This is a genomic window from Paenibacillus sp. 01T424 (assembly GCF_056398745.1).
Genome location: NZ_JBFTPZ010000027.1, coordinates 92,933 through 117,328 on the forward strand (window position 1 = coordinate 92,933; position 24,396 = coordinate 117,328).

Consider the following 24,396-nt stretch of genomic DNA (forward strand, 5'->3'; position numbering starts at 1 on the left):
CTAGGATGCTATTGTAATTTTTGAATGCGGTCCCATTGGCTTACGATATCCGTTACACGAACACCAAAGTTTTCATCTATGACAACAACCTCGCCTTTTGCGATCAGCTTGTTATTCACTAGGATGTCGACTGGTTCGCCAGCTAGCTTGTCCAGCTCAATAATAGAACCTTGCGACAGCTCCAAAATATCTTTTATCTGCTTTTGGGTCCTTCCTAATTCTACCGTGACCTTAAGCGGTATGTCGAGAAGTAAATTGAGGTTTGTCTCATCTGGCTGAATAATTGGCGCATTGCCAAAATTAGCAAATTGCACAGGCTGTACATTAACATTTCGACTAGCTGCATGACCATATGTATGAGGCCCCGGCGGCTGCATCGACATGTCGTAGCCAGCTGCAGGTGTTTGATACGGCATAGAAGGCATTTGAGGCGCCTGTGAAGCCATATTCATTTGCGGCGGCACAGCGTTCAAATGAGCTGCTGCAGCCGTTTCTTGCATTGCCATAGCTTGTTGTGCTGCCGGCGCTGCTGCAGCCGTTTGAGGCGCTGGAACAGCAGGCTGAGCTGGCTGATCATCTACCACTCCCATTAATATATCAACCATTTGTTTCGCAAACGGAATGGGCAGCAGCTGCATGATTGTTGAATCTATGAGATCTCCAATCGTAAGCCGGAATGATATTTTTATAAACATATCTACCGGTGGCAAATGCTCCATGCCATCACCGTTATTAACATCTAGAATGTCAATGCCCGGCGGCGAAATATTGACAAAACGATTAAATATCGTTGACATCGACGTAGCAGATGATCCCATCATTTGATTCATCGCTTCTTGAACTGCACTAATGTGAATTTCATTAAGCTCTTCTACAGTGATGTTGGTGCCTTCACCGCCAAGCATCAAATCAGCAATGATTTGGGCATCTTTTGTTTTTATGACAAGTGAATTAATGCCTTGAAAGCCGTCTACGTATTGCACGCTAACTGCAACATGAGGCTTAGGGAAAATGTCAGCAAGCTCATCTTTTCTTACAATAGTAACTTGTGGTGTAGTAATATCTACTTTCTTGCCAAGCAACGTTGACAATGCTGTTGCCGCGCTGCCAAATGTTATGTTTCCAATTTCACCCAGAGCAGACTGTTCCATATCGGATAAAAAGTCTGAAAGTTGTGTTCCGACTTCAGTGTGCTGCTCCGGTTCCGGCTCACTGGAGGATTGACGTAGCAATGCATCAATTTCCTCTTGTGACAAATAGTCCTTACTCGTCATAATCTTCTTCCACTCCTTCAGTGACAATCTCATCTACTTGAACAGCTAGCCGATCCTTAACAGAGCCTGCACTGCCAATGAATTTAAGCTTGTCTCCAACTTTAATGTTGAGACCATCATTAACTGATTTATTCAATGAAATAACATCACCAATATTCAGTCCTAGAAACTCTTGAATGGTTAGCGACGACTCGCCAAGCTCAGCTACGATAGGAAGCTTCGCTTTATTTACTCGCTGCTCCAATATTTCAACTTCCTCTGGCGCGCGAGCTTTCTTTTGCGATACAAACCAGTGATGAACAGACAGCCTGGACATAATCGGTTCAATAACGACATGCGGAATACAAAGGTTAATCATACCCGTCGTATCGCCGATTTTGGTGCTGAATGAAATGAGAGCGATCGTTTCATTGGGCGATACAATTTGCATGAACTGCGGGTTCGTTTCCAATGCTTCCAGCCTAGGAGAAATATCGATTACTGTTTTCCAAGCCTCCTGCAAGCCTTCAAACGTTCGACTGAAAATTTTCTCCATAATAATGGTTTCAATTTCAGTTAAGTTGTTGATTTTGGATGGCGCTATGCCTTGTCCGCCTAACATTCGATCCAGCATTGCGTACGCTACGTTTGGATGAACTTCAAGCACCATACGACCTTCCAGCGGCTCCGCTTCAAAAATGTTCAATATCGTCATCTTTGGTATCGAACGAATAAATTCATCGTAAGGCAATTGCTCGACCTGCACGACATTAATTTGAACAAATGTGCGAAGTTGTGCTGAGAAATAGGTTGTCAAATACCGTGCGAAGTTTTCATGAATCCGCGTCAAACTTCTAATATGATCCTTCGAAAAACGTACGGCGCGTTTGAAATTATACACACTGACTTTACGCGTCGTTTCTTCCTTCTTTAAATCCTCTGCATCCATTTCACCGGAATCCAAGGCAGCTAGTAGCGCATCAATTTCATTTTGCGATAAAACATCAACCAAATATCTCACCTCCTTCGAGGAATGTCTGCGTAGTCAGTTAAAGTGGAGCAAGTGTAAAGTCTGTGATTTCTACCTTAATCAACTTACCTTTAGGAATAATAGGATTGATTAAGTTGAGAAGCTTCGACTCAAGTGCGTCTTCACCTTGAGAACCCTGCAGCTCATCTGCTGTCATATCAGCAATAACACGGTTAATAATTGGGCGAACTTCAATCTCAAGCAGTTTATCAAAATCTTCTTTTGTTTTCTTCTTGTCGAGCTGGAAAGCAAAACTCAAAATAACGACATATTCACGATCTTTCAGATTTCTTCTGAATTCCTTTAATTCAGAAGTTACGGCCACACGCTCATCAGCCGATAAAGCTTTAACCTCAATCGTTTTTGTCTCCGTCGCCTGCTCCTTAGGGTCAGTAAAAAACGACTTGAACAAGATGATTGAAACAATGGCGATTAAAGTTATGGATAACAAAATCGTAATTAACCAAGGTAGCATTTTCTTCATGACGATGGACCCTCCGTTTGCTCACTCTTTTGGGCCGCCGCAATAAGGCCAATTGTGCGAAGATACTGCCCATTAAGCTGCAACAGTTCCGTTGTTTTTTCTTTTACAACCAGCTTCTTGCCCGTCGTAAGTGTAATCACCGTATCCGCTGATTCTTCAATCATTTCAATTAATAAAGCATTTATTGTGACCTTTGTTCCGTTCAACCGCGTTACGGTAATCATCAGTTGCCCCCTCACACCTAGGGGAGGCGTTAAGCCTCCCGCTCGTTATGACTTACTTATCGTTTTAGATTAACTACCTCTTGCAAAATTTCATCAGAAGTTGTGATAATACGTGAATTCGCTTGGAAACCACGTTGTGCAACGATCATTTCTGTAAATTCAGCAGTTAAGTCAACGTTAGACATTTCCAGCTGACCGGCAATGATTGCGCCTGTACCGAATTCAGGATCAGTCGCGAACGTCATGAAATCCTCAATAGAAGCATCCGGATTAGCATTCGCTGTAACACGGTACATATTGCCGCCCAGTTTCTCAAGACCACTTGGATTTACAACTTTGGCTACGCCAAGCTGTGCAACGGCTTCCGTACCATCCGCTGTTACACCCATGATCGTTCCGTCTTGACCAATGGAAAACGCCGTAATTGCTTCATCAAGTACGATAGGCTCTTGATCAACGCTTAGTACGAAATAGCCATCGCCTGTAACAAGCTGTCTATTTGAATCAAGCGTAAAGTTGCCCGCACGTGTTAAAAGCATTTCAGAATCTTCGCTCGCTCTAACTACGAAAAATCCGTCTCCGTCAATACGAAGGTCTGTCGGTTGGTTCGTTGTCATTGCGCTTCCTGCGGTATGTACGGTATCGATAGAGCCGATAGACACGCCGAGTCCGATTTGTTTTGCGTTAACGCCGCCGCGTACGCCTTCCTCAGGTGCGGTAACGCCCGCAACCGTTTGGCTCAAAATATCTTTGAACATGACGCGACCTGCTTTAAAGCCAACCGTGTTCACGTTCGCAATATTGTTACCAATAACGTCTAGCTTTGTTTGGAAGCCGCGCATACCGGACACGCCCGAATACATCGATCTTAGCATTTTCGTAATTCCTCCTAGGGAATGGATTAAAATCTTATGGGCTTCAAAAAAATGTTAGCACTATCATAAACTGCTTCAATCGGTCCACAGCTTGAGGCTCCCTGATAGGTCCAGCCTTACGATAATATAATAGCGCTGTCTATTTGCGTAAATACGTTGCTTCGCATTTGCGCGCCATCCATTGCAGTCACAACTGTACGGCTTGGGACATTCACAATCATGGCAATGTCTCGGAAAACGATTAATGAATCCTGAGCGCCTTTGGATGCAGCCTCTTCGACCGCATTCATTATTTTGGTTAATGACTCTGGTTGCAAGTTAATGCCTCGCTGCTGCATTCTAACCTCGGCATGATGGCTAAACTTTAAAACCTTGCCATTAAGTATTTCTTGAAATTCAGATGGCTGAGCTGAACGGTTGGCAACTGTCTTGCTAGGCGTTGTTTCCGAGATAGAGTTGACATAATCAAGAGCAATCTCGGCTCCGCCTACCCTTGCATAAAGGAGACCATCCTTCGAGATAATGGAATCAACTACGCCTTTGGCGGTCTTGATTGCACCAGCATCATCATATTCATTCCATTCAATCGTTTTACCGATTAAGCTGGATGCTGAACCAATGTTTTGACGCATTAAAGATAGCTCGGTGGACATATTCATCAGCTGCTCTACTGAAGTAAATTGCGCCATCTGAGCGATGAACTCTTTATCCTGAAGCGGCTGCATAGGATCCTGGTTGCGAAGCTGCGTAACTAGAATACTTAGAAATTGATCTTTTCCAAGCGTATCCGTGTTTTTTTTGTTTGCTGCAGCTTGTACATTCTCTTTGCTGTAATTCGGCCAAACTACGCGAGTAGAAACGCTATCTGCCATTTCCGATCACCTCCGATCTCTCTAACCCTCTACTAACTCCACTACGCTTTAACGTTTATGCCTCTGCCAAATCCAAGACCCTGAATTGTCGCTTGTTGAACCATTTCGGTTTCAAATTGAGACTCATTCACAGTTTCGTCAGTGTTCACAGCATTACGATTGGATGACTGCTGCTGATTGCTTCCTTGTCCATGCTGCTGTTGAAACAGCTGCGCAGCTGATTGACCTTGCGAAACCTCAAGCTTATCTACCATAAGGCCTTGTGCTTGAAGCGCTGACCGCAGTTGAGCCATTTGATTATCCAGCATGTCCTTGGCCATTGCCGTATCCGTTTGGAAGATCGCGGTTAGAAGTCCATTTTGCATCGTTATTTTAACGTCTACTTGCCCTAAATGCTCAGGGTATAACATGAGCTTCGCTTCTGAAACGCCATTCAATGTTGTAAGATCAAATTTTTGTACGATCATACCTGTCATGGATTGGGCAAATTCATCAGCGACAACAAATGAAGTAGCTGCTGCTGCATTAGCAACAAGTGAAGTAAACGTCCGCATTGTATCCGGATTGTTTGTTCCAAGCTGCATTTGCGGAATCAATTCAATTGAAGAGTCAGATACATCTGATGCGATTGCCTGCTCCACACCCTGAACTGCAGTTGTTAATAATGCAGGATGGGCGGTTTGCTGTGACAGTCGTTGCAATAGCGTACTAACGTCAGCTTGCTGTACATTTTGAGCCGTAAACAGTTGTTGTGTAAAAGCGGTCGATTTCGTATGAGTCTTAGTCGTATCCACCGGCTCGCCTTCCAAAATCGCTGTTAACGCCTTAAGCTGTTGTGCAACCAAAACCGTTGGCTCTTGCTGTCCAACCAATTTTGTTGTTCCCTGCTGCAGCATCACTTGCATTTGCAGCAACGTATCCTGCAGGCTTGATTTGATATTTACTGCATTTTTCCCCTCTAATGAAATAGAGGAATCTTCCTCACCGCTAGTCGGTTGACCAATCGGTTGCTGAATGACAGGCACTGGAATGCCAAGCAGAGCAAGCAAAGCATTCATTTGATCAAGCACGTCTTCCAACTGTTGGAGCTGCTGATCATCTTCAAGAGGAGCCTTGCCGTCTTCACCATTAGTTGCATCCAATTGCGCTAGCAAACCATCGATGATTGACATGAGGTCAGATAATGTTGGTGCTGCAGCAGCGCCATCCACCCCTACCATAGCTTCCTTAGATACGTTTGCAACTAAAGGTGCAGCTTGCGTCTGACTGCTGCTGCCAGCAGTTTCACTATTAATTTGCTGCACTAACGTTTTCTGAAACGCTGCTCCGCTTGTATTGCCGCTTGCTTGTCCCGTTGTTGTACCTTGTGCTTGCGGTTGTACTACAGCAACTTGTGAAATGTTCATTTCCATTTTTCTCACCTCCTTTCAAATAGAGGGAAAACATTAGGTCAGACATTAACTTCCTGTCATTAATTTAGCTACAATTTTCGCTGTAGTCGTTTCATTAATTCCAGACATTTCCGCAATAATGGCTGATCTTGTTTGATTATCCACCGCATTTAAAATCCGAAGCACTTTGCTTGGACTCACATCTATCATTTTGATAAGAAGCTCTGCAGCGCTCTTTGCATTCATAGCTGTAAACGTTGCACTTAATTGCTCTTGATCAAGAACAGAGGTAGCAGGCTTCGTAGTTGGCGATTTCTGCGAATCAAGTCTTGCTTGAAGCGCGGCAATTTGCAAATCCTTTGCCTGCACGTTATCCTTCAGCTTCATCGCTGCATCAGCTGCCGTCTGAGGATTCATCTTCTCCATAATGCGCACTCGATCGTCAGGCCGCATATTTGCAAATACGAGTACCATTTCATCTAAAGTCATACTTTGCAAGATTGGAGCAGCTTTACTTGGCGTAATTTTGGAAAACATGCTTGCCAGCTCTTGAATTTTCGCTTGATACTGCTCATCCTCAAGCAATTGATCATCGTTTACACCTTTAAGCTGGATGTTATCACTTTCCAAGTCCTTTACTTCTTGCTCAAGCGTCGCTTTCGTTTGATTCGCAGCTGCCAGTTCGCTTTCAATTGCAGTAAGCTGTGTTTGCAAATCTGCAATTTTTGCTGACATATTCGCTGTCTTCAAAGCATCATCATTTCCAGGCCCGCCTGCAACCTTTGGCTCGGGAAGCACGTCTTTTAGAAAGGGAACTGAGTTTCCGGCTTCCAGCATTTTATTGCGGAAATCAATATTGAACAAGGTGTACAAAACACCGAGCAATACAATTGCGAATAAAATTGGTGTCATCAAAAACATAATTCTCTCTAGCGTGCTATAGCCTTGCTTTTCATTATCCATACCCGCCAATTCCACTCACTCCCTCTAGCCGGTGTCACGCATCACTTTATGGGGTTGGTATCATGAAACGGACGCTTGCCATCTCATCTAGTTCGTTCTGCTCTTTGATTTGCATCGCATACTGGAACCGATCACGCGCATGATCTTTTGCTTTAAGCCACACTTTCTCATCTTTCATCTTGTCTGAGAGCTTAAGTCGGCTTTGCTCAACCGCCTTCTGTGCATGCAACACATCTTTCAATTTGCTTGTAATGCAAGTGACCAAATAGTCCAAATATTGCTGAATTACTTGAAGCTCAGATAAAGGAACAGCAGTCTGTGAAGATTCAAGCAGCTTGCTTTCCCATTCTTGCTGCTTCGCACGCAATTGCTCTAACGACAATTCTTCAGCCGCTAGAGCACCAATGGCCGATGAAAGAATCCATTCCGCCTGTGTTTTTTCACTAGATTTTAAATCAACAACCTTTTGAAAAGTATAACGAAACGATGCCATCTCGTGATTCAACTCCTGTAGAAGTCATTAATTAAACGACTTTGCGCTTCCTCTAAGCTCACCTTTTCATTGGTCTTTTGCTTTGTGTAGCTTTGAATCGGTTCAATAAATTCTAGCGCCATATCAATTTCTACATTTGATCCTCGTTGGTACGCCCCTATATTGATCAGGTCTTCCGAATCTTTATATGTAGCTAGCATTTTTTTTAGTTCATTCGCCGCATCTTGCTGTTCTTCTGTGACAATTTCCTTCATAACACGGCTGACAGAAGCTAAAACATCGATGGCAGGAAAATGACCCTTATGCGCTAGCTGACGACTTAAAACGATATGACCATCCAATATTCCGCGGACAGCATCCGCGATAGGTTCATTCATATCGTCACCATCAACAAGAACGGTGTAGAAGGCGGTTATTGAGCCTGTTGGCCCTGTCCCTGCACGTTCTAAAAGCTTTGGCAGTGCAGCGAATACAGAAGGTGTGTAACCTCTAGTAGCAGGCGGTTCACCAATAGCCAGACCTACTTCACGAAGAGCCATTGCATACCTTGTAACGGAATCCATCATCAACATAACGTCCAGACCGCGATCACGGAAATATTCAGCAATGGATGTCGCAATTAATGCGCCCTTCATGCGAATGAGTGCTGGTTGATCTGAAGTTGCAACAATAACGACCGAACGGGACAAACCTTCTGGGCCAAGATCCTTCTCGATAAATTCAAGCACTTCACGACCACGCTCGCCGATCAACGCAATTACGTTAACATCAGCTGAAGTATTGCGAGCAATCATACCAAGCAGTGTACTTTTCCCTACACCGGATCCGGCGAATATGCCTACACGCTGACCACGCCCGACGGTAAGAAGCCCATCGATCGCTCTTACACCGATACCGAGTGGTTCAACGACGCGCGGCCGTTTAAGCGGATTGCTTGGTTCATTATAAGTAGAATAATGCGGCATACGCCTTGGCAAAAATGAACCATCCAGCGGGTTTCCAAGTCCATCGAGTACTTTACCGAGCAGCTCTGATCCGACTTGAACAGTCAAAGGTTTGCCTGTACCTACAACATCACAGCCCGGGCTAATGGACTGAAGATCACCGAGAGGCATTAATATTACTTTATTATCACGAAAACCAACGACCTCTGCCTTGATAGGCTTTGCGCCTTTGGAAGGATAAATAAAGCAAACATCGCCAATGCTCGCATCAGGTCCTTCTGACTCCACGGTTAGGCCGATGACCTGAGTAACTTTGCCATTGACCCGAACGGGATCAAGCGGCTGCAAATGCTCGATATACTTAAGCACATCTAGATTATTCACTATCATAGGTTTGACCTCGTTCTTCGCCGCTATGATGAGCAAGATGTATTAATTCTTTTTTGATCTCAGCAAGCTGCGTGTCAATTCGAGCGTCTATGCTGCCAAATGAAGAGCGAATAACACAACCGTTGTCTTTAACCGTCGAGTCAGGCAAAATTTGCAATTCCGCTTGAGAATCGATGGCCATATGAAGCTCTTCTCTAGCTGCTTGCACGAATGCAAGCTGCCCAGGTGCAACACATAGAGTAATAACTCCTTGCTCTCTGCGTCTAGACAATGATTTGCGAATGAGCTCGATTGCCATTTCAGGAGCCGTTGATAGCTGCTGCCCAATAATTTTTTCGGCAATCGCACAGCTTAGTTCAACAAGAAAGGGTTCTGCTTCCTGAATGATTTGTTCTCTCATTTGAAATGCAGTTTTTAGCACATCCGATGCTTCAGCCAGCTTTTGCTCCCAGATCTCACGCATTTCCTTTTCGGATTGCGCGGCTCCTTCGGCATAACCAAGCTCATAGCCTGATTGCCTGGATGCTTCTGATGCTGATTCATCTTCTGTACGTTTTTCGAGCCACCATACATCGATTTGCTGCTGTGTATCAGCAAGAAGCTTTTCACTTTCTTCTGCTGCATCACGCAGTCTCTCTTCTGCATATAGCTGAGCATCATTTAATATTTGATCTCGCAAAGTTATCGTTTCTTCATCAGGAACGGGTTCCATATCCTCTTCCTGATCCAGCGATTCATTGATTTCAAGATTCCGTTGATGCAGCCATTCGAGCTGCTTCAATTGATCAAGAGTAATCACACTCGAAGATTTGATCAAATTAGACAATGATATCGTCTCCTCCACCACGGGCGATGATGATTTCACCTGACTCTTCTAATCTGCGAATCGTAGCAACAATGCGTGTTTGCGCTTCTTCAACATCACGAAGCCGCACTGGTCCCATAAATTCCATTTCTTCTTTGAATGTTTCGGCCATACGCTTCGACATATTGCGGAAGATCGCTTCTCTAACTTCTTCACTTGCCACTTTAAGCGCAAGCTGAAGATCGGAATTCTCGATATCGCGAATGATTCGTTGAATGGAGCGATTGTCGATATTGACAATGTCCTCGAACACGAACATCCGTTTTTTGATTTCTTCTGCAAGCTCTGGATCTTGAATTTCAAGCGCGTCGAGAATGGTACGCTCCGTCCCGCGATCGACACCGTTCAATATTTGAACGATAGAGTCGATACCGCCAGCATTCGTGTAATCCTGGGTAACGGTTGCGGACAGTTTTTGCTCAAGCACTCTTTCTACCTGCGAAATGACTTCTGGCGATGTGCTATCCATCAGAGCAATTCGCCTCGCAACCTCTGCTTGTTTCTCTTGCGGCAGCGATGAAAGAATGTGCGAAGACTGCTCCGATTGCAAATACGATAATACCAAAGCAATCGTTTGCGAGTTCTCATTTTGAATAAAGTTCAAAATTTGTGTAGGCTCCGCTTTTCTAGCGAAGTCAAATGGTCTTACTTGAAGCGTTGCCGTTAACCGGTTAATAACTTCAAGAGCTTTTTGTTCACCAAGCGCTTTCTCCAAAATGTCTTTGGCATAAGAAATGCCGCCTTGCGTGATATACTCTTGAGCCATACAGATTTGGTGGAACTCGCTTAAAATCGTTTCACGATCACTACTGTCCACTTTACGGACATTTGCGATTTCAAGTGTTAGCTGTTCAATTTCTTCATCTCTTAAATGCTTGAATATTTGAGAGGATACATCAGGTCCAAGCGTAATAAGTAAAATGGCAGCTTTCTGTCGACCAGATAATCCTTGCATTGATTTTGACACATGAACCACCTCTATTCATCCACAAGCCATGTGCGAAGAAGGTTAACGAACTCATCCGGTTTTCGTTTGGCAAGTGTTTCAAGATTTTTTCTAGCCTGACTGTCGTTGTTGACACTTTCCAAATCAAGAGTTGGATATTCCACTTTAGCTGGAGCAACCAATTCGATTTCTTCCTCGGCAACCTTCTTGCGTCTGCGTGCTAACATGTAGATGAGTCCGCCAATGATAGCAAGAGCAGCAACACCAATTCCGATAATCCAAGGTGTTGATAGTAGGCTCGATTCCTTAGCAGAACTGCTTCCAGAAAATGTTCTTGCAATAAGAGCAACTTTTTTCTCTATCAATGCGTCATTGGTTACATCTTGACCAGAATCAGCTAGTTGTGCGCGCACCAATGCAGTCAAATATGTCATAATGGCCGTTCTGCTTGCTTCATCATTCATTTGTGACTGTTCGATGCCGATACTAATAGAAAGGTCTTTTAAAACAAAAGGTCCGGATTCGATGTTGTTGTTGATTCGAGTCACATCATAATTCCGAATGGTCGAGTTCGATTCTGAAGAATTGCTGCCCGTCGCAGCCGCTTCGTAGCCTGGTACGTCAGTTTCTCCAGTTCCAGCAACACCGCCAGCGTCTCCTGAATTGCCAGTCGAAGTACTGTTATTCAGCTGTTCACTAATGATAATGCCGTTATTGTTGTTATTGTCTAGCGGCTTCACAACAGATTCCTGCGATGTCTTCTTATCGAAGTTCATGCTGCTAGAAACTTGAACGACTAAATTATCAGCTCCAACGATTGTTCCTAGAAACTGCTGGATATTTTTCTTGAGCTCAGCCTCATATTTGCGCTGAATGACGAATTGGGACTCAACCGCATCTGAATTATTAGCTATTCCGCCAGCAACATCAGAGTAGATTAATTCGCCTTGAGGACTTGAGATCGTAATATCCTTAATTGCCAAATCCGGAACCGCTGTTTTTACCAGGTTGTAATAGCCGTCGATTTCCTTCTGACTTGGACGATAGCCAGACACGAATTTCATCATAATCGATGCTGATGCTTGCTCCGCGTCTTCTGCAGATAGAAATACACTTTCTTTTGGCAAGTTAACCAAAACCTTCGAACTGTCCACACCTTGCATCGCATTCAGCAACTGTTGAACTTCACCGTTCAAAGCATTCAAATATTTTACATTGAATTCATTTTCGGTTGTGCCAAACTGGCTTGAGCTTGCATTAAATGCTTCAAAACCAATGGAACCGTTTTGAACTAAACCTTGAGAACCTACATCTACTTTTATTCGTGCTGCATCTGTGCTCGGTACTGAAATGCTTTTCCCATTGTTGCTGAGCTGGTAAGGTATTCCGCTTCCGTCTAAGTAAGTCATAATAGCAGCTGCGTCTGTTGTATCCAAACCTTGAAAAGCAATTTCGTATTCCGTTCTCGTAAATACAATCGTTAACAAAATAATTGCTAACAATAGTCCACTAATAGATGCCCCCAACCAAATTTTTTGTTTTCTGCCCGTCTGGCTCCATAATTGTGTAAGCCTACCTCGAAACTGGGCGATTCTCTCGTTCACATTTTCACCTCACCCAAATACTATGCTAGGTCTTCATGATGGTTAAATTTGCATCCGCATCATTTCTTGATATGCCTCGACCATTTTGTTGCGGACTTGTGAGGTAAGCTGCAAACTTAGTTGCGCCTGCTCAGAAGCAATTAAAACCTTTGAAACGTCAACCTGACCTATTAAGTATTTGTCGTTAAGCTTATGAACGTTCTTTTCCTGATCACTTACATTATTAATTGCCGTTTCTAGATATTGACCAAATGATTGCGTCAATTGTGCCGGAGTCGCTTCTTGAACCGATTTAGTTTCAATGAGTTTGGTTGGCTGAACCGGGCTAAGCGACATCGCTTGTATCATCATTACTCCCCCAATACTTCATATGGAATTGTTAATCAATTACTTTCCTATTTCTAGTGCCTTAATAAACATTGATTTGGTAGCGTTTAGCGCGGTTACGTTTGCTTCGTAAGATCTTGTAGCTGCAATCATATCTACCATTTCCTTCGTTACATCCACATTCGGCATATTTACATAGCCGTTTGCATCAGCATCAGGATGCGTTGGATTATAAATGAGCTTGTTTGGCGATTGATCCTCTTTAATTCTCGTTACTTTAACTCCTTGAGCAGCGGAGTTTTCATTCATTTGCTGAGAAAGCACATTTGAGAAGGACTGCTGCAGAGGTTCAATGACAACCATCTTTCGCTTGTAAGGCTGGAATTGTCCATTTACAAAACTGCCTCTCGTCGTTTCAGCATTCGCTATATTAGAAGAAATTACATCCATCCGCAGTCTTTGTGCTGATAGAGCCGAAGCGCTGATATCAAACCCTGTGGACAATTTCATCGTTAAGCTCTCCCTTCAATCGCTGTGCGCATCATTCTTACCTCATGATTAATCTGTTGGACATAAAAGTTGTAGCTTAATTGGTTTTTAGCTAGCAAAGACATCTCACGATCGACATCAACATTATTTTCATTGTTGTTCATCGAAGTTGTTTCATCGGTAATAAGTTTGGGTATAGGTACATTAGAAGAACCTGCTCCAATAGCAATATGCTTTTGATTCGTTCGTTTGCCGATCAATTGCCCTTGCGTATTTCCCATGGATTGCTCTAATAATTCCTCAAACAAAACCTCTGACCGTTTGAAATGCGGCGTATCACCGTTTGCCACATTGTTAGAAATGACGCGCTGCCGCATTTCAGCTGCTTGAAGCGCACCTTCCATTCTTCCAAATGCTGCGCCATTCAACAAATTCACGTAGTTTCACCACTTTCACATAGGGGATCTTCTTAACGTATTCAACAGATTACTGCTCATTCCTTCTTTGTTCGACAGTAAATATTAAAAAAATGAGATACATGTGTCGATTTTTGCCGACATGATAATATTCAACAATTTCCTAAATTATTACAATAAGAAAAAAGCCCTATCTTTAAAATCAGATAGGGCAAAAATGGTCTAAACGTCCTATAATTATCGCTTCATCTTATCTAATTCTTGCAATAATTGGTGATTTAATATTTTAATGTATGTGCCTTTCATGCCTAATGACCTTGTTTCTATGACACCAGCACTCTCCAGCTTCCTAAGCGCATTTACAATAACTGAACGAGTAATTCCTACTCGGTCAGCGATCTTCGATGCGACAAGCAAACCTTCCTTGCCATCAAGCTCCTCGAAAATATGCTCGACCGCTTCTAATTCGCTAAATGACAACGAACCGACCGCAACGGCAACGACTGCACGACTGCGAACCTCTTGCTCAATCTCATCCGCGCGCTCCCGTAAAATCTCCATGCCAACAATCGTTGAACCATATTCAGCTAAAATAAGGTCATCGTCATCGAAAGTACCGGATAAACGGGTCAGGACCAACGTACCTAGACGATCTCCTCCGCCAATAATAGGTACAACCGTCATAATTTCTTGATCACCTAACCGCGGAAAAGTTTCGTAAATTCCCGAATCTGGCTTCACATTCGTCATCGATTCCTGCATATCAAGAAACCGAACGTTGCTCTCTTGCGGGAAACGAAGCTCATCAGCTGATAACGTTCGCATGAAATCGTGATCAAACGCATCTACTGCGGAGCAGCCAAGTATTTTACCTCTCCGGCTGACGACAAACACATTGGTTTGAATCGTTGTACAAAGTACTTCTGCCATTTCCCTGAAACTCAGCGCTTTGCCAGCTGCGCGTTGCAACAACCGGTTCAGCGTTCTAGTCTTCGTTAGTAAAGTCATTCTAATGCCTCCCAAAACTCATAACAACTACAGTATATATTGACTCAAATCGCGATTTTGCGCAATGCTTCCGAGTTTTTCTCGAACGTATTCCGGCGTAATCGTCATTTTTTCGAGCGACAACTCAGGCGCTTCAAAAGATAGATCCTCCAGCAGCTTCTCCAAAATCGTATGCAAGCGACGCGCGCCAATATTTTCAGTATTGCGGTTAACATCTGCGGCAATGGACGCAAGCTCACGAATCGCCTCATCAGTAAATTCGATCTGAATGCCTTCCGTTTCAAGTAGAGCTGAATACTGCTTCGTTAAAGCATTTTTTGGTTCTTTCAAAATACTTACAAAATCGTCCAAGCTAAGACTAGTCAGCTCTACCCGGATCGGGAAACGACCTTGAAGCTCTGGTATCAAATCCGAAGGTTTGGCAACATGAAACGCGCCAGCAGCGATAAACAACACATAATCCGTTTTAACGGGACCATATTTTGTCATGACAGTAGAGCCTTCAACGATAGGCAAAATATCACGTTGAACACCTTCCCTAGATACATCTGGGCCAGATCCACGTGATGGGCTCGCAATTTTGTCAATTTCATCTATGAAAATAATGCCAGATTGCTCAGCTCTTGTAATCGATTCGGTAATGACATCATCCATATCGATTATTTTGTTAGCTTCCTCCTGCGTCAACACCTTGCGAGCTTCCTTTACAGGCAGCTTGCGCTTCTTCGGCTTCTTCGGCATTAATTGACCGAACAGCTCCTGCATATTCATGCCCATGCCCTCTGGGCCCTGGCCTGAAAGCATATCCATCATATTAGGTGAGGAGTCCTCTACCTCAATTTCAATGATTTCGTTTTCCAGCTTGCCAGCCGCGAGCTGCTCTTTAATTTGCGAACGTTTTTGAAAGAGCGCATTTTCCACTTCCGGCTCTTCCTTTTGCTCTTCTGATTGCTGTTGATTGCCAAACAACATTTCAAATGGATTTTTTTGCGATTTAGCCTTAGCCGTTGACGGAGCAAGCAAAGAAACGATGCGATCATTAGCTAGCTTTTCTGCTCTGTCTTTTACTTTTTCCGTTTTTTCTGTTTTCACCATACGTATAGCTGTTTCCACTAGATCGCGGACCATTGATTCAACATCACGGCCTACATATCCGACCTCAGTAAATTTCGTCGCTTCTAGTTTCACAAATGGTGCCTTAACCAGCTTTGCCAAGCGGCGTGCGATTTCCGTTTTACCTACTCCGGTAGGTCCGATCATCAAAATATTTTTCGGAACGATTTCATCGCGCAGCGTTTCATCGAGCAAACTTCTCCGATAACGATTGCGAAGCGCAATGGCTACAGAACGTTTCGCTGGTTTTTGCCCAACAATATACTTATCAAGCTCCGCTACGATCTGACGAGGCGTCAGTGCATCATTTCCCATTATAAAATCCCTCCGATTTCTATTCTTCGCTAAGACTTTCCGAAGTTTGGCCTTCTATCCAAAATCCTGTTACTCGATTTATACGATCTCTTCAACAATAATATTATGATTCGTGAATACACAAATTTCTGCCGCTATTTCTAGCGATGAACGTGCGATATCCTTTGCTTCCATTTGAGGTGCATGACGCTGAAGCGCTCTTGCTGCCGATAATGCGAAGCTGCCGCCTGAGCCGATTGCTAGAATGCCGTCATCTGGCTCAATGATCTCACCGTTGCCTGAAATAAGCAGCAAGCCGGTTTTGTCCATAACGAGCATCATCGCTTCCAATCTACGAAGGACACGGTCTGAACGCCATTCCTTGGCAAGCTCAACAGCTGAGCGCTGCAAGTTGCCGTGATGCTCCTCCAGCTTTGCCTCAAACTTCTCGAACAAAGTAATGGCATCTGCAACTGATCCTGCAAAACCTGCGACGACTTGACCGCGATAAAGCCTTCTTACTTTTTTAGCAGAGTTTTTCATGACCATGCTATTCCCAAAAGTGACCTGACCATCCCCGGCAATTGCACCTCTTCCCTCATGACGAACTGCGCAAATCGTTGTAGCGTGAAATTGCATTTCCATTGCTTTGCCTCCTCAAGGTTCCAAATAATTAAATTGCCATGCCTTCATTACGCAATATTATTGCAAATGTTCCTTTTTAAATTGCTCAATACCTTCCAAAGCGCGATTCGCAATCATTTCGTTCTTTTCTTTTTTGCTGCGGATCTTCTTCTCAAGCGGTGGAAATAAACCGAAATTAGCATTCATCGGTTGGAAATGCTTGAAATCGGCTGTTGTAATATAATGAGCCATACTGCCAAGCGTAGTTTGCTCCGGCAATACGAGTGGTTCAAGATCTCGAGCTAATCTTGCAGCGTTGATTCCAGCAATCAAGCCGGAAGCAGCAGATTCCACATAACCTTCAACACCGGTCATCTGGCCTGCAAAAAATAAGGTCTCGCGGTTGTTAAGCTGATAGGTAGGCTTAAGCAAACGAGGTGAATTGATAAACGTATTGCGATGCATAACGCCGAAACGAACAAACTCAGCATTTTCCAGACCTGGTATTAATGAGAAGACGTGTTTTTGCTCTCCCCATTTGAGATGAGTCTGGAATCCAACTAGGTTGTATAATGTTCCTGCAGCGTTATCCTGACGAAGCTGAATTACAGCATGTGGCAGCTCACCCGTGTGCGGATTTACAAGTCCAACTGGCTTCATAGGTCCAAACAATACGGTTTGTTTGCCTCTGCTTGCCATAATCTCGATCGGCATACAGCCTTCAAAGTAGACTTCCTTCTCAAAATCTTTTACTTCTGCTTTCTCAGCTGTTGTCAGCGCTTCGTGGAAAATTTCAAATTCTTCTTCTGTCATTGGACAGTTCAAATAAGCAGCCTCACCTTTATCGTAACGGGAAGCTAAATAAACCTTGCTCATATCGATCGAATCTTTTTCAACGATTGGCGCTGCAGCATCATAGAAATAAAAATACTCTTCGCCCAGCAGCTCTTGAATTTGCGAAGACAAGCCCGGTGCTGTCAGTGGGCCTGTAGCAATAACAACAATTCCATCCTTCGGAATTTCTGTTACCTCTTCATTCCGTACTTCAACAAGTGGATGCTCATGCAGTCTGCGAGTAACTTCACCAGAGAAACCGTCGCGGTCAACCGCCAGCGCTCCTCCCGCAGGTACAGCGTGCTGATCAGCGCAGCTCAAAATAAGCGAGTCTAGTCTTCGCATCTCTTCCTTTAATACTCCGACAGCATTTGCAAGACCATTAGAACGCAAGCTATTGCTGCATACAAGCTCTGCAAATTGATTCGTATGATGAGCAGGTGTTTTTGTGACTGGACGCATTTCATACAAAACGACAGGTACTCCTTGTGATGCTATTTGCCATGCTGCCTCGCTGCCTGCTAGTCCTGCTCCGATGACGGTTACTTTTTGTGGTTGTGACAAAATATATTCAATCCTTTCAGATATAGTTCACGTAGGTTGACCTTTGGCGCTACTACCTTGCCTTCAAAGGTTTTTTTATTGTAAATTAATAATTTCAAACCTTCCAATAATTTCAAACATTTTGAATGTTGTGAAGTTTTTCAACTTTAAAACTTTATAAAGAGCTTTTAGAGCCTTTCAAGCTTTACAAAACTTTTAAAACACTTTTTGTATTTTAAAACACTTTTACAACAATTTTACAACACTTTTACAAGCATTTTAAAACATTCAATTCCTTTTTAAACTTAAAAGCCTTTTAAAGCTTAAAACCCTTATAAAACTTCAAATCCTTTTAAAACTTAAAACCCCACAAGCTTTTCGAACCCACCCAAACCCTCCCTTCCAAGGGAGGGCCCCAAGGACTGCGTCCTCTGGACACCTGCAATTGGACTAACCTCTGTGTTAATCAGTCGGTTATCCATCCCATTGCCGTAAGATCGCTTCCGTCACTTCGTGACACGCTTCCAGCTTGCGCAAACAAAGATCTCTTCCATCAGCATCAGTTAATGATATGAGTTCAGCTTGCACAACCTTTAGTATCACATAACTGAAAGACAGTAGAAGCTTTGGTGCGATTTGAGCGATTTAAGCCATTTGAAATATCAGAATGATTGAAACCATTATAAATCGATTACAGCAGCTTAATAGCCCGTTTAACAACGGTGTCCCCCCTTTGTGAAGGGAGGACGGGTAAGGCGGTTGTCATTCGATTCTGTAGTATGGTTGCTAATGCTAGCTCATGCTTAATTAATCCGTATCGGTACCTTGCTCGTCTTCATCCAATACCTCTTCGGAATAATCACATGTTGGGCAAAGCAGCTTTGCTCCGCTGCGATTGCGCTTTTCAACAAGCTTGGACTCGCCGCATTGCGGGCAAGGTTTGTTCGTCGGTTTATCCCATGACACATAATCACAGCCGGGATATTGATCACAGCCATAAAATATACGTCCCTTTTTGCTCCGACGCTCAATGATTTTGCCTTCTGCGCATTTCGGACATGTCACACCGATATCCTTGACGATCGGTTTCGTATTGCGGCAATCCGGGAAGCCCGAGCACGCAAGAAACTTGCCAAATCGGCCCATCTTATAGACAAGGTGGCGTCCGCACTTCTCACAAAGCTCATCGGACACTTCGTCTTGAATTTCGATTTCCTTCATTTCATCTTCGGCAACTTCTAATCTTTTCTCAAAGGATTCGTAAAATGTAGCGAGCACCTTTACCCAATCCTCTGTGCCTTCTTCCACATGGTCGAGATTGCCTTCCATGTTCGCTGTAAACTCCGCATCCAAAATTTCAGGGAAAAACTCTTCCATGAGCTGAATGACAAGATCTCCAAGCTCAGTTGGCATAAATTTTTTCTCTTCCATTGCAATGTATCCGCGCTTCTGAATCGTTTCCAGAGTTGGCGCATACGTACTTGGACGACCTATACCGAGCTCCTCAAGCGTCTTTACTAGTCGCGCCTCCGAAAAACGTGGCGGCGGCTGCGTAAAATGCTGTTTTGGATCTATCGATTCTGATTGAATGACATCTCCAGCGGCTAGCGGCGGCAAAAACTTATGCTCTTCAACCGTGCCGTCATCGTTGCCTTCCACATATACCTTCATAAAGCCGGCAAATTTCACTTTAGAACCAGTAGCTCTAAACGTTGTATCGCCTGCCTGCAAATCCACGGTCATCGTGTCGAGCACTGCCGATTGCATTTGACTCGATACGAAACGTTCCCATACGAGCTTATACAGTCGCAGCTGATCACGACTCAAGAACGGTTTCATTGATTCGGGATCTCTTAATATGGACGTTGGCCGAATCGCTTCATGCGCGTCTTGAGCGTTGCTGTTTTTCTTTGTGTAAATGCGTGGTTGTTCAGGCACAAAAGCTTCGCCATACTTCTCAGAAATGAATTCTTTCGCTTCTTCTTGAGCGATAGGCGAGATGCGCGTAGAATCGGTTCTCATATAAGTAATTAAACCGACTGTACCTTCTTTACCCAGCTCAACGCCTTCATACAGCTGCTGTGCTACTGACATCGTCTTAGAAGCCCGGAAGCCAAGTTTCCTTGCCGCTTCCTGTTGAAGGGAGCTCGTTATAAATGGAGGCGCTGGATTGCGTAGACGCTCCTTCTCTCTCACGTCAGAGACTGTGAGCTTGCTGCCCTTCATCGCTTGTAGAACTTCCTCAACGTCAGCTTCCTTGCCTAACTCACGTTTTTCTCCAAGAATGGAATGATATTTCGCATCAAAAGGAATTCCTGCATGAGTCAGCTTCGCAGTGATGGACCAGTATTCCTCAGGGATGAATGCATCGATTTCGTTCTCACGATCGATGATGAGCTTAACGGCAACCGATTGAACTCTGCCGGCAGACAAGCCCTTCTTCACTTTTTTCCAAAGAAGCGGACTAATCTTGTAACCAACCAATCGGTCCAAAATCCGTCTCGCCTGCTGCGCGTTAACTAAATCCATATTAATTTTGCGCGGTGTCTTAAAAGCATCCTTCACGGCCTGTTTCGTAATTTCATTAAATACAACGCGGCAAGTATCGGTCTCATCCAGCTCCAAATAATGCGCCAAATGCCAAGCAATCGCTTCACCTTCGCGATCCGGATCGGCTGCTAGAAAGACGTGTTTCACTTTTTTGCTGGCATCCTTCAATTCCTTGAGAATGCTGCCTTTGCCGCGTATGGTTATGTATTTAGGATTAAAATCATTTTCAACCTCGACGCCGATCTGGCTTTTGGGCAAATCGCGAATATGTCCCATAGAAGCTTTAACGATATATTTACTGCCAAGATATTTACCAATCGTTTTGGCTTTCGCGGGTGATTCGACGATAACTAAAGAATCTGCCATGTAAGGCGCCTCCTCTCTCCATTGCAAGCTATAAAGCAATATATATTGATCCGGGCTGCAATTCAATTTTGCGTTTTATACATAAATTTAGCAGAAGTGCGTTCAAATGTCCAAACGGGAAGGCGGAGAGCTCGTGCAACTCATTAATAGATAAGGGCTGATCTCGCAAAAAAGCAATCAATTTACTCTCCTCAGGCGTGAGCTCTGGCTTATTTAATTCCTGTTCGGACTTGCTCGCTGCATCTGCTTCCTTGTAAGCTTTAAGCGCTTCCGGCAGCCAATTCAGCTCATCGATAATATCTTCAACGCAGCTAATAAGCTTTGCTTCTCCGCGTTTGATGAGCGCATTTGGCCCCTCACTCTTAGGCGATGAGTTTGGACCGGGTACAGCAAACAACTCCCGAGACATGTCCATCGCATGCTGTGCTGTTATCAGAGAGCCACTCTTCGTTGCGCCTTCCACAATAACCGTTCCTACAGATAATGCCGCAATAATACGATTGCGCTGTGGAAATTGTCCAGGATGCAGCGGAGTACCGATCGGCGTTTCTGAGACGAGCAAGCCATGCTCGGCAATTTTGTGAAACAATGATAGATTCTCAGTTGGATAACACTTATCAATAGGCGTAGGCAGAACAGCAATCGTTCCTCCCGCTCCGTACAACGCTGCTTCATGAGCTTTGCTATCGACACCTTTGGCTAGGCCGCTAACCACCGTCAAGCCAGCAGAGGAAAGCTCCTGTGCCAGCGTAGTCGCTGATTGCCTGCCATATGCGGTCGGCACTCTTGTACCTACTACTGCAATTGCTGGACGCTGCAGCAGCTCAAGACGTCCTCTAGCATACAAGACCCAAGGCGGCTGTGCAATCTCTCTTAAAATTTTCGGATATTCGGTATCATAAGGCGTTAATGCGATTGCATTTACTACAGCAACTGCTTCTGACGGATCTTCTGTCAAAATCCATGGCCGCTCTGCATAACGTTCAGCCGCTGCTTTCGCTTGACCACGATGCAGGCCTATAGCAAGTAAATCTTCTATGCTCCATGATCGTTTATTCCAAAATTCATGGTGAACAGCCTTCTGAATTGCATGCCATCCGATGCCAGGAATTTCGTGAAAGGCAATAACCATTTGTCTACGAATATCTTGTTTTTTAGTCATCAGTACCAAGCCCCTTCTCTACTCGGGCTGGCCTACATACTTATCTATTGTGCGGTAGATAGCATAAGAATGCAAGTCAGCCGATAAAATAATGGCAATCCGCAAAAAAAAAAGCAACCTTCCAACTCCCGTTATCGGGTCGTTGAAAGGTTGCTTACCTTAGATCAAACTATATAATTATTTGCGAGTGATACATTTTTCAAGAAGGCCTTGCTCTTCAAGAACACTCACAAGCGTTGAACCCATCTCAGATGGTGTTGGAGCTACTTTAATGCCGCAAGCTTCAAGCGTTGCGATTTTTTCAGCAGCTGTTCCTTTACCACCGGAAATGATTGCGCCAGCATGTCCCATCCGTTTGCCCGGAGGCGCTGTTGCGCCGCCAATGAAGCCGACAACTGGTTTTTTCATGTTTGCTTTAATCCACTCAGCAGCTTCTTCCTCTGCTGTACCGCCGATTTCACCAATCATGATAACCGCGTAGGTATCTGGATCTTCATTGAAAAGATTCAAGATATCGATAAACTCAGAGCCCTTAACCGGGTCGCCGCCGATTCCTACTGCAGAAGATTGTCCAATTCCACGAGTCGTCAATTGATGAACCGCTTCATAAGTCAATGTTCCTGAGCGAGAAATTACGCCAACATGTCCAGCTGTATGAATGTAACCAGGCATAATGCCGATTTTGCATTCATCCGGCGTAATTACGCCTGGGCAGTTAGGTCCGATAAGAACGGTTTTGCTGCCGTCCATGTAACGTTTAACTTTTACCATATCCAGCACGGGAATGCCTTCTGTAATACAGATAACAAGATCAAGCTCAGCGTCAACCGCTTCCATGATTGCATCTGCAGCAAATGCAGGTGGTACATAGATAACTGAAGCATTAGCGCCAGTAGCAGCTTTTGCTTGAGCAACCGTGTTGAAAACAGGCAATGATACGAGCGTGCCGTTATCAAGTGTAATATCAACGTTTGTGCCACCTTTACCAGGTGTTACGCCGCCGACCATTTGCGTACCGTATTCCAATCCGCCTTTGGTATGGAACAAGCCAGTTGCTCCTGTAATACCTTGGGTAATGACTTTTGTATCTTTATTAACCAAAATGCTCACTCTTAACTCACATCCCCTGAATGAATTCGTATGCGGCCTATGCCACACAGCAAGTTATCTTATTTCACGAGAGCGACAATCTTCTGCGCGCCGTCCGCCATGGAATCCGCAGCCACGATGTTCAATCCCGATTCTTTCAAAATAGTTTTGCCGAGGTCTACGTTAGTACCTTCTAGACGAACAACGAGCGGACGGTCAAGACCGACTTGCTTCGCTGCTTCGACAACGCCATTTGCAATTACGTCACAACGCATAATGCCGCCGAAAATGTTAACGAAAATACCTTTAACTTTTTCATCAGACAAAATGATTTTGAACGCTTCTGTTACCTTCTCAGCTGTAGCACCGCCCCCTACGTCTAGGAAGTTGGCAGGGTCGCCGCCGTAATATTTGATAATATCCATTGTTGCCATCGCTAGGCCTGCACCGTTGACCAAGCAACCGATGTTGCCGTCAAGAGCGATGTAGCTAAGGTCGTATTTGGACGCTTCAATTTCTTTTGCGTCTTCTTCTTCCAAATCGCGAAGCTCAACGATATCTTTGTGACGATAAAGAGCGTTTGAGTCGAAGTTCAATTTAGCATCAAGAGCAATAACTTGTCCGTCGCCAGTTACAACAAGCGGATTGATTTCTGCAATGGATGCATCTTTCTCAACAAAAGCAGTGTAAAGAGAAATCATGAACTTAACTGCTTTGTTAACAAGCTCATTAGGAATGTTGATTGCATAAGCTAGTTTGCGCGCTTGGAACGCTTGCAAGCCAACAGCAGGATCAACGATCTCCTTAATGATTTTCTCCGGGGAGTGTTCAGCAACTTCTTCAATCTCAGTGCCGCCCTCTTCCGAAGCCATCATAACGACACGACCTGTACCACGGTCTAATACTACGCCGATATAATATTCTTTCTTAATGTCGCAGCCTTCTTCGATCAGAAGACGTTTGACTTCCTTACCTTCTGGACCTGTTTGATGCGTAACAAGCACCTTACCTAGAATCTCACTAGCATAAGCGCGCACTTCATCAAGATTTTTTGCTACTTTAACTCCGCCCGCTTTACCACGGCCGCCAGCGTGAATTTGTGCTTTCACGACAACAACCTTTGTTCCGAGCGATTTAGCCGCTTCAACAGCTTCGTCTACAGTGAAGGCTACTTTACCTTCAGGTACGACGACACCATACTGTTTAAGGACCGCTTTCCCTTGATATTCATGGATATTCATTGTTGA

Annotated in this window: 24 protein-coding genes; all 24 read right to left on the bottom strand. The window is 44.2% G+C overall.

The window, feature by feature from the left end; genetic code table 11:
• Positions 1-8: 8 nt before the first annotated feature.
• The gene (gene fliY / locus AC1DPK_RS20060) at positions 9-1,274 is read right to left on the bottom strand and encodes a flagellar motor switch phosphatase FliY (protein ID WP_475449022.1); all 1,266 of its coding nucleotides are present in this window, start codon (positions 1,272-1,274) and stop codon (positions 9-11) included.
• The gene (gene fliM, locus AC1DPK_RS20065; RefSeq protein WP_054028979.1) at positions 1,264-2,265 is read right to left on the bottom strand and encodes a flagellar motor switch protein FliM; all 1,002 of its coding nucleotides are present in this window, start codon (positions 2,263-2,265) and stop codon (positions 1,264-1,266) included. The genes fliY and fliM overlap by 11 nt, the downstream gene beginning before the upstream one ends.
• A gap of 37 nt (positions 2,266-2,302) precedes the next feature.
• Positions 2,303-2,767: a flagellar basal body-associated FliL family protein gene (locus tag AC1DPK_RS20070; protein WP_076269156.1), complete on the bottom strand. Its 465-nt coding sequence runs from the start codon at positions 2,765-2,767 to the stop codon at positions 2,303-2,305.
• Complete coding sequence (locus AC1DPK_RS20075; protein ID WP_054028981.1) at positions 2,764-2,991, bottom strand: flagellar FlbD family protein; 228 nt, start codon at positions 2,989-2,991, stop codon at positions 2,764-2,766. Before AC1DPK_RS20075 ends, AC1DPK_RS20070 begins: the two co-directional genes overlap by 4 nt.
• A 56-nt stretch (positions 2,992-3,047) precedes the next feature.
• Complete coding sequence (gene flgG, locus AC1DPK_RS20080) at positions 3,048-3,866, bottom strand: flagellar basal body rod protein FlgG (RefSeq protein WP_076269155.1); 819 nt, start codon at positions 3,864-3,866, stop codon at positions 3,048-3,050.
• Positions 3,867-3,982: 116 nt separating this feature from the next.
• Positions 3,983-4,738 carry a TIGR02530 family flagellar biosynthesis protein gene (locus tag AC1DPK_RS20085; protein ID WP_477511425.1) on the bottom strand — a complete coding sequence of 252 codons (756 nt, stop codon included), beginning with the start codon at positions 4,736-4,738 and terminating at the stop codon, positions 3,983-3,985.
• A gap of 41 nt (positions 4,739-4,779) precedes the next feature.
• A complete protein-coding gene (locus tag AC1DPK_RS20090) occupies positions 4,780-6,150 on the bottom strand; it encodes a flagellar hook-length control protein FliK (protein WP_477511426.1) in 1,371 nt (456 codons plus the stop codon).
• A 45-nt stretch (positions 6,151-6,195) separates the two neighbouring features.
• The gene (locus AC1DPK_RS20095) at positions 6,196-7,092 is read right to left on the bottom strand and encodes a MotE family protein (RefSeq protein WP_477511467.1); all 897 of its coding nucleotides are present in this window, start codon (positions 7,090-7,092) and stop codon (positions 6,196-6,198) included.
• Between the two features lie 46 nt (positions 7,093-7,138).
• A complete protein-coding gene (gene fliJ, locus AC1DPK_RS20100) occupies positions 7,139-7,585 on the bottom strand; it encodes a flagellar export protein FliJ (protein WP_076269151.1) in 447 nt (148 codons plus the stop codon).
• Between the two features lie 8 nt (positions 7,586-7,593).
• A complete protein-coding gene (fliI, locus tag AC1DPK_RS20105; RefSeq protein WP_076269150.1) occupies positions 7,594-8,919 on the bottom strand; it encodes a flagellar protein export ATPase FliI in 1,326 nt (441 codons plus the stop codon).
• Positions 8,906-9,745, bottom strand: coding sequence for a FliH/SctL family protein (locus tag AC1DPK_RS20110; RefSeq protein WP_477511427.1), 840 nt, complete (start codon positions 9,743-9,745; stop codon positions 8,906-8,908). Before AC1DPK_RS20110 ends, fliI begins: the two co-directional genes overlap by 14 nt.
• Positions 9,738-10,739: a flagellar motor switch protein FliG gene (fliG, locus tag AC1DPK_RS20115; RefSeq protein ID WP_179089844.1), complete on the bottom strand. Its 1,002-nt coding sequence runs from the start codon at positions 10,737-10,739 to the stop codon at positions 9,738-9,740. Before fliG ends, AC1DPK_RS20110 begins: the two co-directional genes overlap by 8 nt.
• A 23-nt stretch (positions 10,740-10,762) precedes the next feature.
• The gene (fliF, locus tag AC1DPK_RS20120) at positions 10,763-12,334 is read right to left on the bottom strand and encodes a flagellar basal-body MS-ring/collar protein FliF (protein WP_076269148.1); all 1,572 of its coding nucleotides are present in this window, start codon (positions 12,332-12,334) and stop codon (positions 10,763-10,765) included.
• 42 nt (positions 12,335-12,376) lie between these two features.
• Positions 12,377-12,682, bottom strand: coding sequence for a flagellar hook-basal body complex protein FliE (fliE, locus tag AC1DPK_RS20125; protein ID WP_076269147.1), 306 nt, complete (start codon positions 12,680-12,682; stop codon positions 12,377-12,379).
• A 39-nt stretch (positions 12,683-12,721) separates the two neighbouring features.
• A complete protein-coding gene (gene flgC, locus AC1DPK_RS20130; RefSeq protein ID WP_441881295.1) occupies positions 12,722-13,171 on the bottom strand; it encodes a flagellar basal body rod protein FlgC in 450 nt (149 codons plus the stop codon).
• 2 nt (positions 13,172-13,173) lie between these two features.
• Positions 13,174-13,587 carry a flagellar basal body rod protein FlgB gene (gene flgB / locus AC1DPK_RS20135; protein ID WP_339208914.1) on the bottom strand — a complete coding sequence of 138 codons (414 nt, stop codon included), beginning with the start codon at positions 13,585-13,587 and terminating at the stop codon, positions 13,174-13,176.
• Between the two features lie 216 nt (positions 13,588-13,803).
• Entirely contained in the window at positions 13,804-14,574 is a 771-nt protein-coding gene (codY, locus tag AC1DPK_RS20140; RefSeq protein ID WP_076269144.1) for a GTP-sensing pleiotropic transcriptional regulator CodY, read from the bottom strand.
• A gap of 27 nt (positions 14,575-14,601) precedes the next feature.
• Complete coding sequence (hslU, locus tag AC1DPK_RS20145; protein ID WP_441881297.1) at positions 14,602-16,002, bottom strand: ATP-dependent protease ATPase subunit HslU; 1,401 nt, start codon at positions 16,000-16,002, stop codon at positions 14,602-14,604.
• A 78-nt stretch (positions 16,003-16,080) separates the two neighbouring features.
• Positions 16,081-16,626: an ATP-dependent protease subunit HslV gene (hslV, locus tag AC1DPK_RS20150; protein WP_477511428.1), complete on the bottom strand. Its 546-nt coding sequence runs from the start codon at positions 16,624-16,626 to the stop codon at positions 16,081-16,083.
• A gap of 57 nt (positions 16,627-16,683) precedes the next feature.
• The gene (trmFO, locus tag AC1DPK_RS20155; protein ID WP_477511429.1) at positions 16,684-18,003 is read right to left on the bottom strand and encodes an FADH(2)-oxidizing methylenetetrahydrofolate--tRNA-(uracil(54)-C(5))-methyltransferase TrmFO; all 1,320 of its coding nucleotides are present in this window, start codon (positions 18,001-18,003) and stop codon (positions 16,684-16,686) included.
• A 786-nt stretch (positions 18,004-18,789) separates the two neighbouring features.
• Positions 18,790-20,898 (bottom strand): type I DNA topoisomerase, encoded by a 2,109-nt coding sequence (topA, locus tag AC1DPK_RS20160; RefSeq protein ID WP_441881301.1) that lies wholly within the window; start codon positions 20,896-20,898, stop codon positions 18,790-18,792.
• 28 nt (positions 20,899-20,926) lie between these two features.
• On the bottom strand, positions 20,927-22,060 hold the full coding sequence (gene dprA, locus AC1DPK_RS20165; protein ID WP_477511430.1) for a DNA-processing protein DprA: 1,134 nt from the start codon (positions 22,058-22,060) through the stop codon (positions 20,927-20,929).
• A gap of 177 nt (positions 22,061-22,237) precedes the next feature.
• A complete protein-coding gene (gene sucD, locus AC1DPK_RS20170) occupies positions 22,238-23,170 on the bottom strand; it encodes a succinate--CoA ligase subunit alpha (protein WP_053375706.1) in 933 nt (310 codons plus the stop codon).
• A 59-nt stretch (positions 23,171-23,229) separates the two neighbouring features.
• Positions 23,230-24,390: an ADP-forming succinate--CoA ligase subunit beta gene (gene sucC / locus AC1DPK_RS20175; protein ID WP_076268348.1), complete on the bottom strand. Its 1,161-nt coding sequence runs from the start codon at positions 24,388-24,390 to the stop codon at positions 23,230-23,232.
• Positions 24,391-24,396 lie beyond the last annotated feature (6 nt).

What these genes read in the sequence shown, in the direction of transcription:
- sucC (WP_076268348.1), bottom strand. Translation starts at nt 24,390, where the DNA reads ATGAATATCCATGAATATCAAGGGAAAGCGGTCCTTAAACAGTATGGT.
- AC1DPK_RS20090 (WP_477511426.1), bottom strand. Translation starts at nt 6,150, where the DNA reads ATGGAAATGAACATTTCACAAGTTGCTGTAGTACAACCGCAAGCACAA.
- fliE (WP_076269147.1), bottom strand. Translation starts at nt 12,682, where the DNA reads ATGATACAAGCGATGTCGCTTAGCCCGGTTCAGCCAACCAAACTCATT.
- hslV (WP_477511428.1), bottom strand. Translation starts at nt 16,626, where the DNA reads ATGGAAATGCAATTTCACGCTACAACGATTTGCGCAGTTCGTCATGAG.
- hslU (WP_441881297.1), bottom strand. Translation starts at nt 16,002, where the DNA reads ATGGGAAATGATGCACTGACGCCTCGTCAGATCGTAGCGGAGCTTGAT.
- AC1DPK_RS20070 (WP_076269156.1), bottom strand. Translation starts at nt 2,767, where the DNA reads ATGAAGAAAATGCTACCTTGGTTAATTACGATTTTGTTATCCATAACT.
- AC1DPK_RS20075 (WP_054028981.1), bottom strand. Translation starts at nt 2,991, where the DNA reads ATGATTACCGTAACGCGGTTGAACGGAACAAAGGTCACAATAAATGCT.
- topA (WP_441881301.1), bottom strand. Translation starts at nt 20,898, where the DNA reads ATGGCAGATTCTTTAGTTATCGTCGAATCACCCGCGAAAGCCAAAACG.
- AC1DPK_RS20085 (WP_477511425.1), bottom strand. Translation starts at nt 4,738, where the DNA reads ATGGCAGATAGCGTTTCTACTCGCGTAGTTTGGCCGAATTACAGCAAA.
- fliI (WP_076269150.1), bottom strand. Translation starts at nt 8,919, where the DNA reads ATGATAGTGAATAATCTAGATGTGCTTAAGTATATCGAGCATTTGCAG.
- flgG (WP_076269155.1), bottom strand. Translation starts at nt 3,866, where the DNA reads ATGCTAAGATCGATGTATTCGGGCGTGTCCGGTATGCGCGGCTTCCAA.
- flgC (WP_441881295.1), bottom strand. Translation starts at nt 13,171, where the DNA reads ATGAAATTGTCCACAGGGTTTGATATCAGCGCTTCGGCTCTATCAGCA.
- fliJ (WP_076269151.1), bottom strand. Translation starts at nt 7,585, where the DNA reads ATGGCATCGTTTCGTTATACTTTTCAAAAGGTTGTTGATTTAAAATCT.
- dprA (WP_477511430.1), bottom strand. Translation starts at nt 22,060, where the DNA reads ATGACTAAAAAACAAGATATTCGTAGACAAATGGTTATTGCCTTTCAC.
- codY (WP_076269144.1), bottom strand. Translation starts at nt 14,574, where the DNA reads ATGACTTTACTAACGAAGACTAGAACGCTGAACCGGTTGTTGCAACGC.
- fliY (WP_475449022.1), bottom strand. Translation starts at nt 1,274, where the DNA reads ATGACGAGTAAGGACTATTTGTCACAAGAGGAAATTGATGCATTGCTA.
- fliG (WP_179089844.1), bottom strand. Translation starts at nt 10,739, where the DNA reads ATGCAAGGATTATCTGGTCGACAGAAAGCTGCCATTTTACTTATTACG.
- AC1DPK_RS20095 (WP_477511467.1), bottom strand. Translation starts at nt 7,092, where the DNA reads ATGGATAATGAAAAGCAAGGCTATAGCACGCTAGAGAGAATTATGTTT.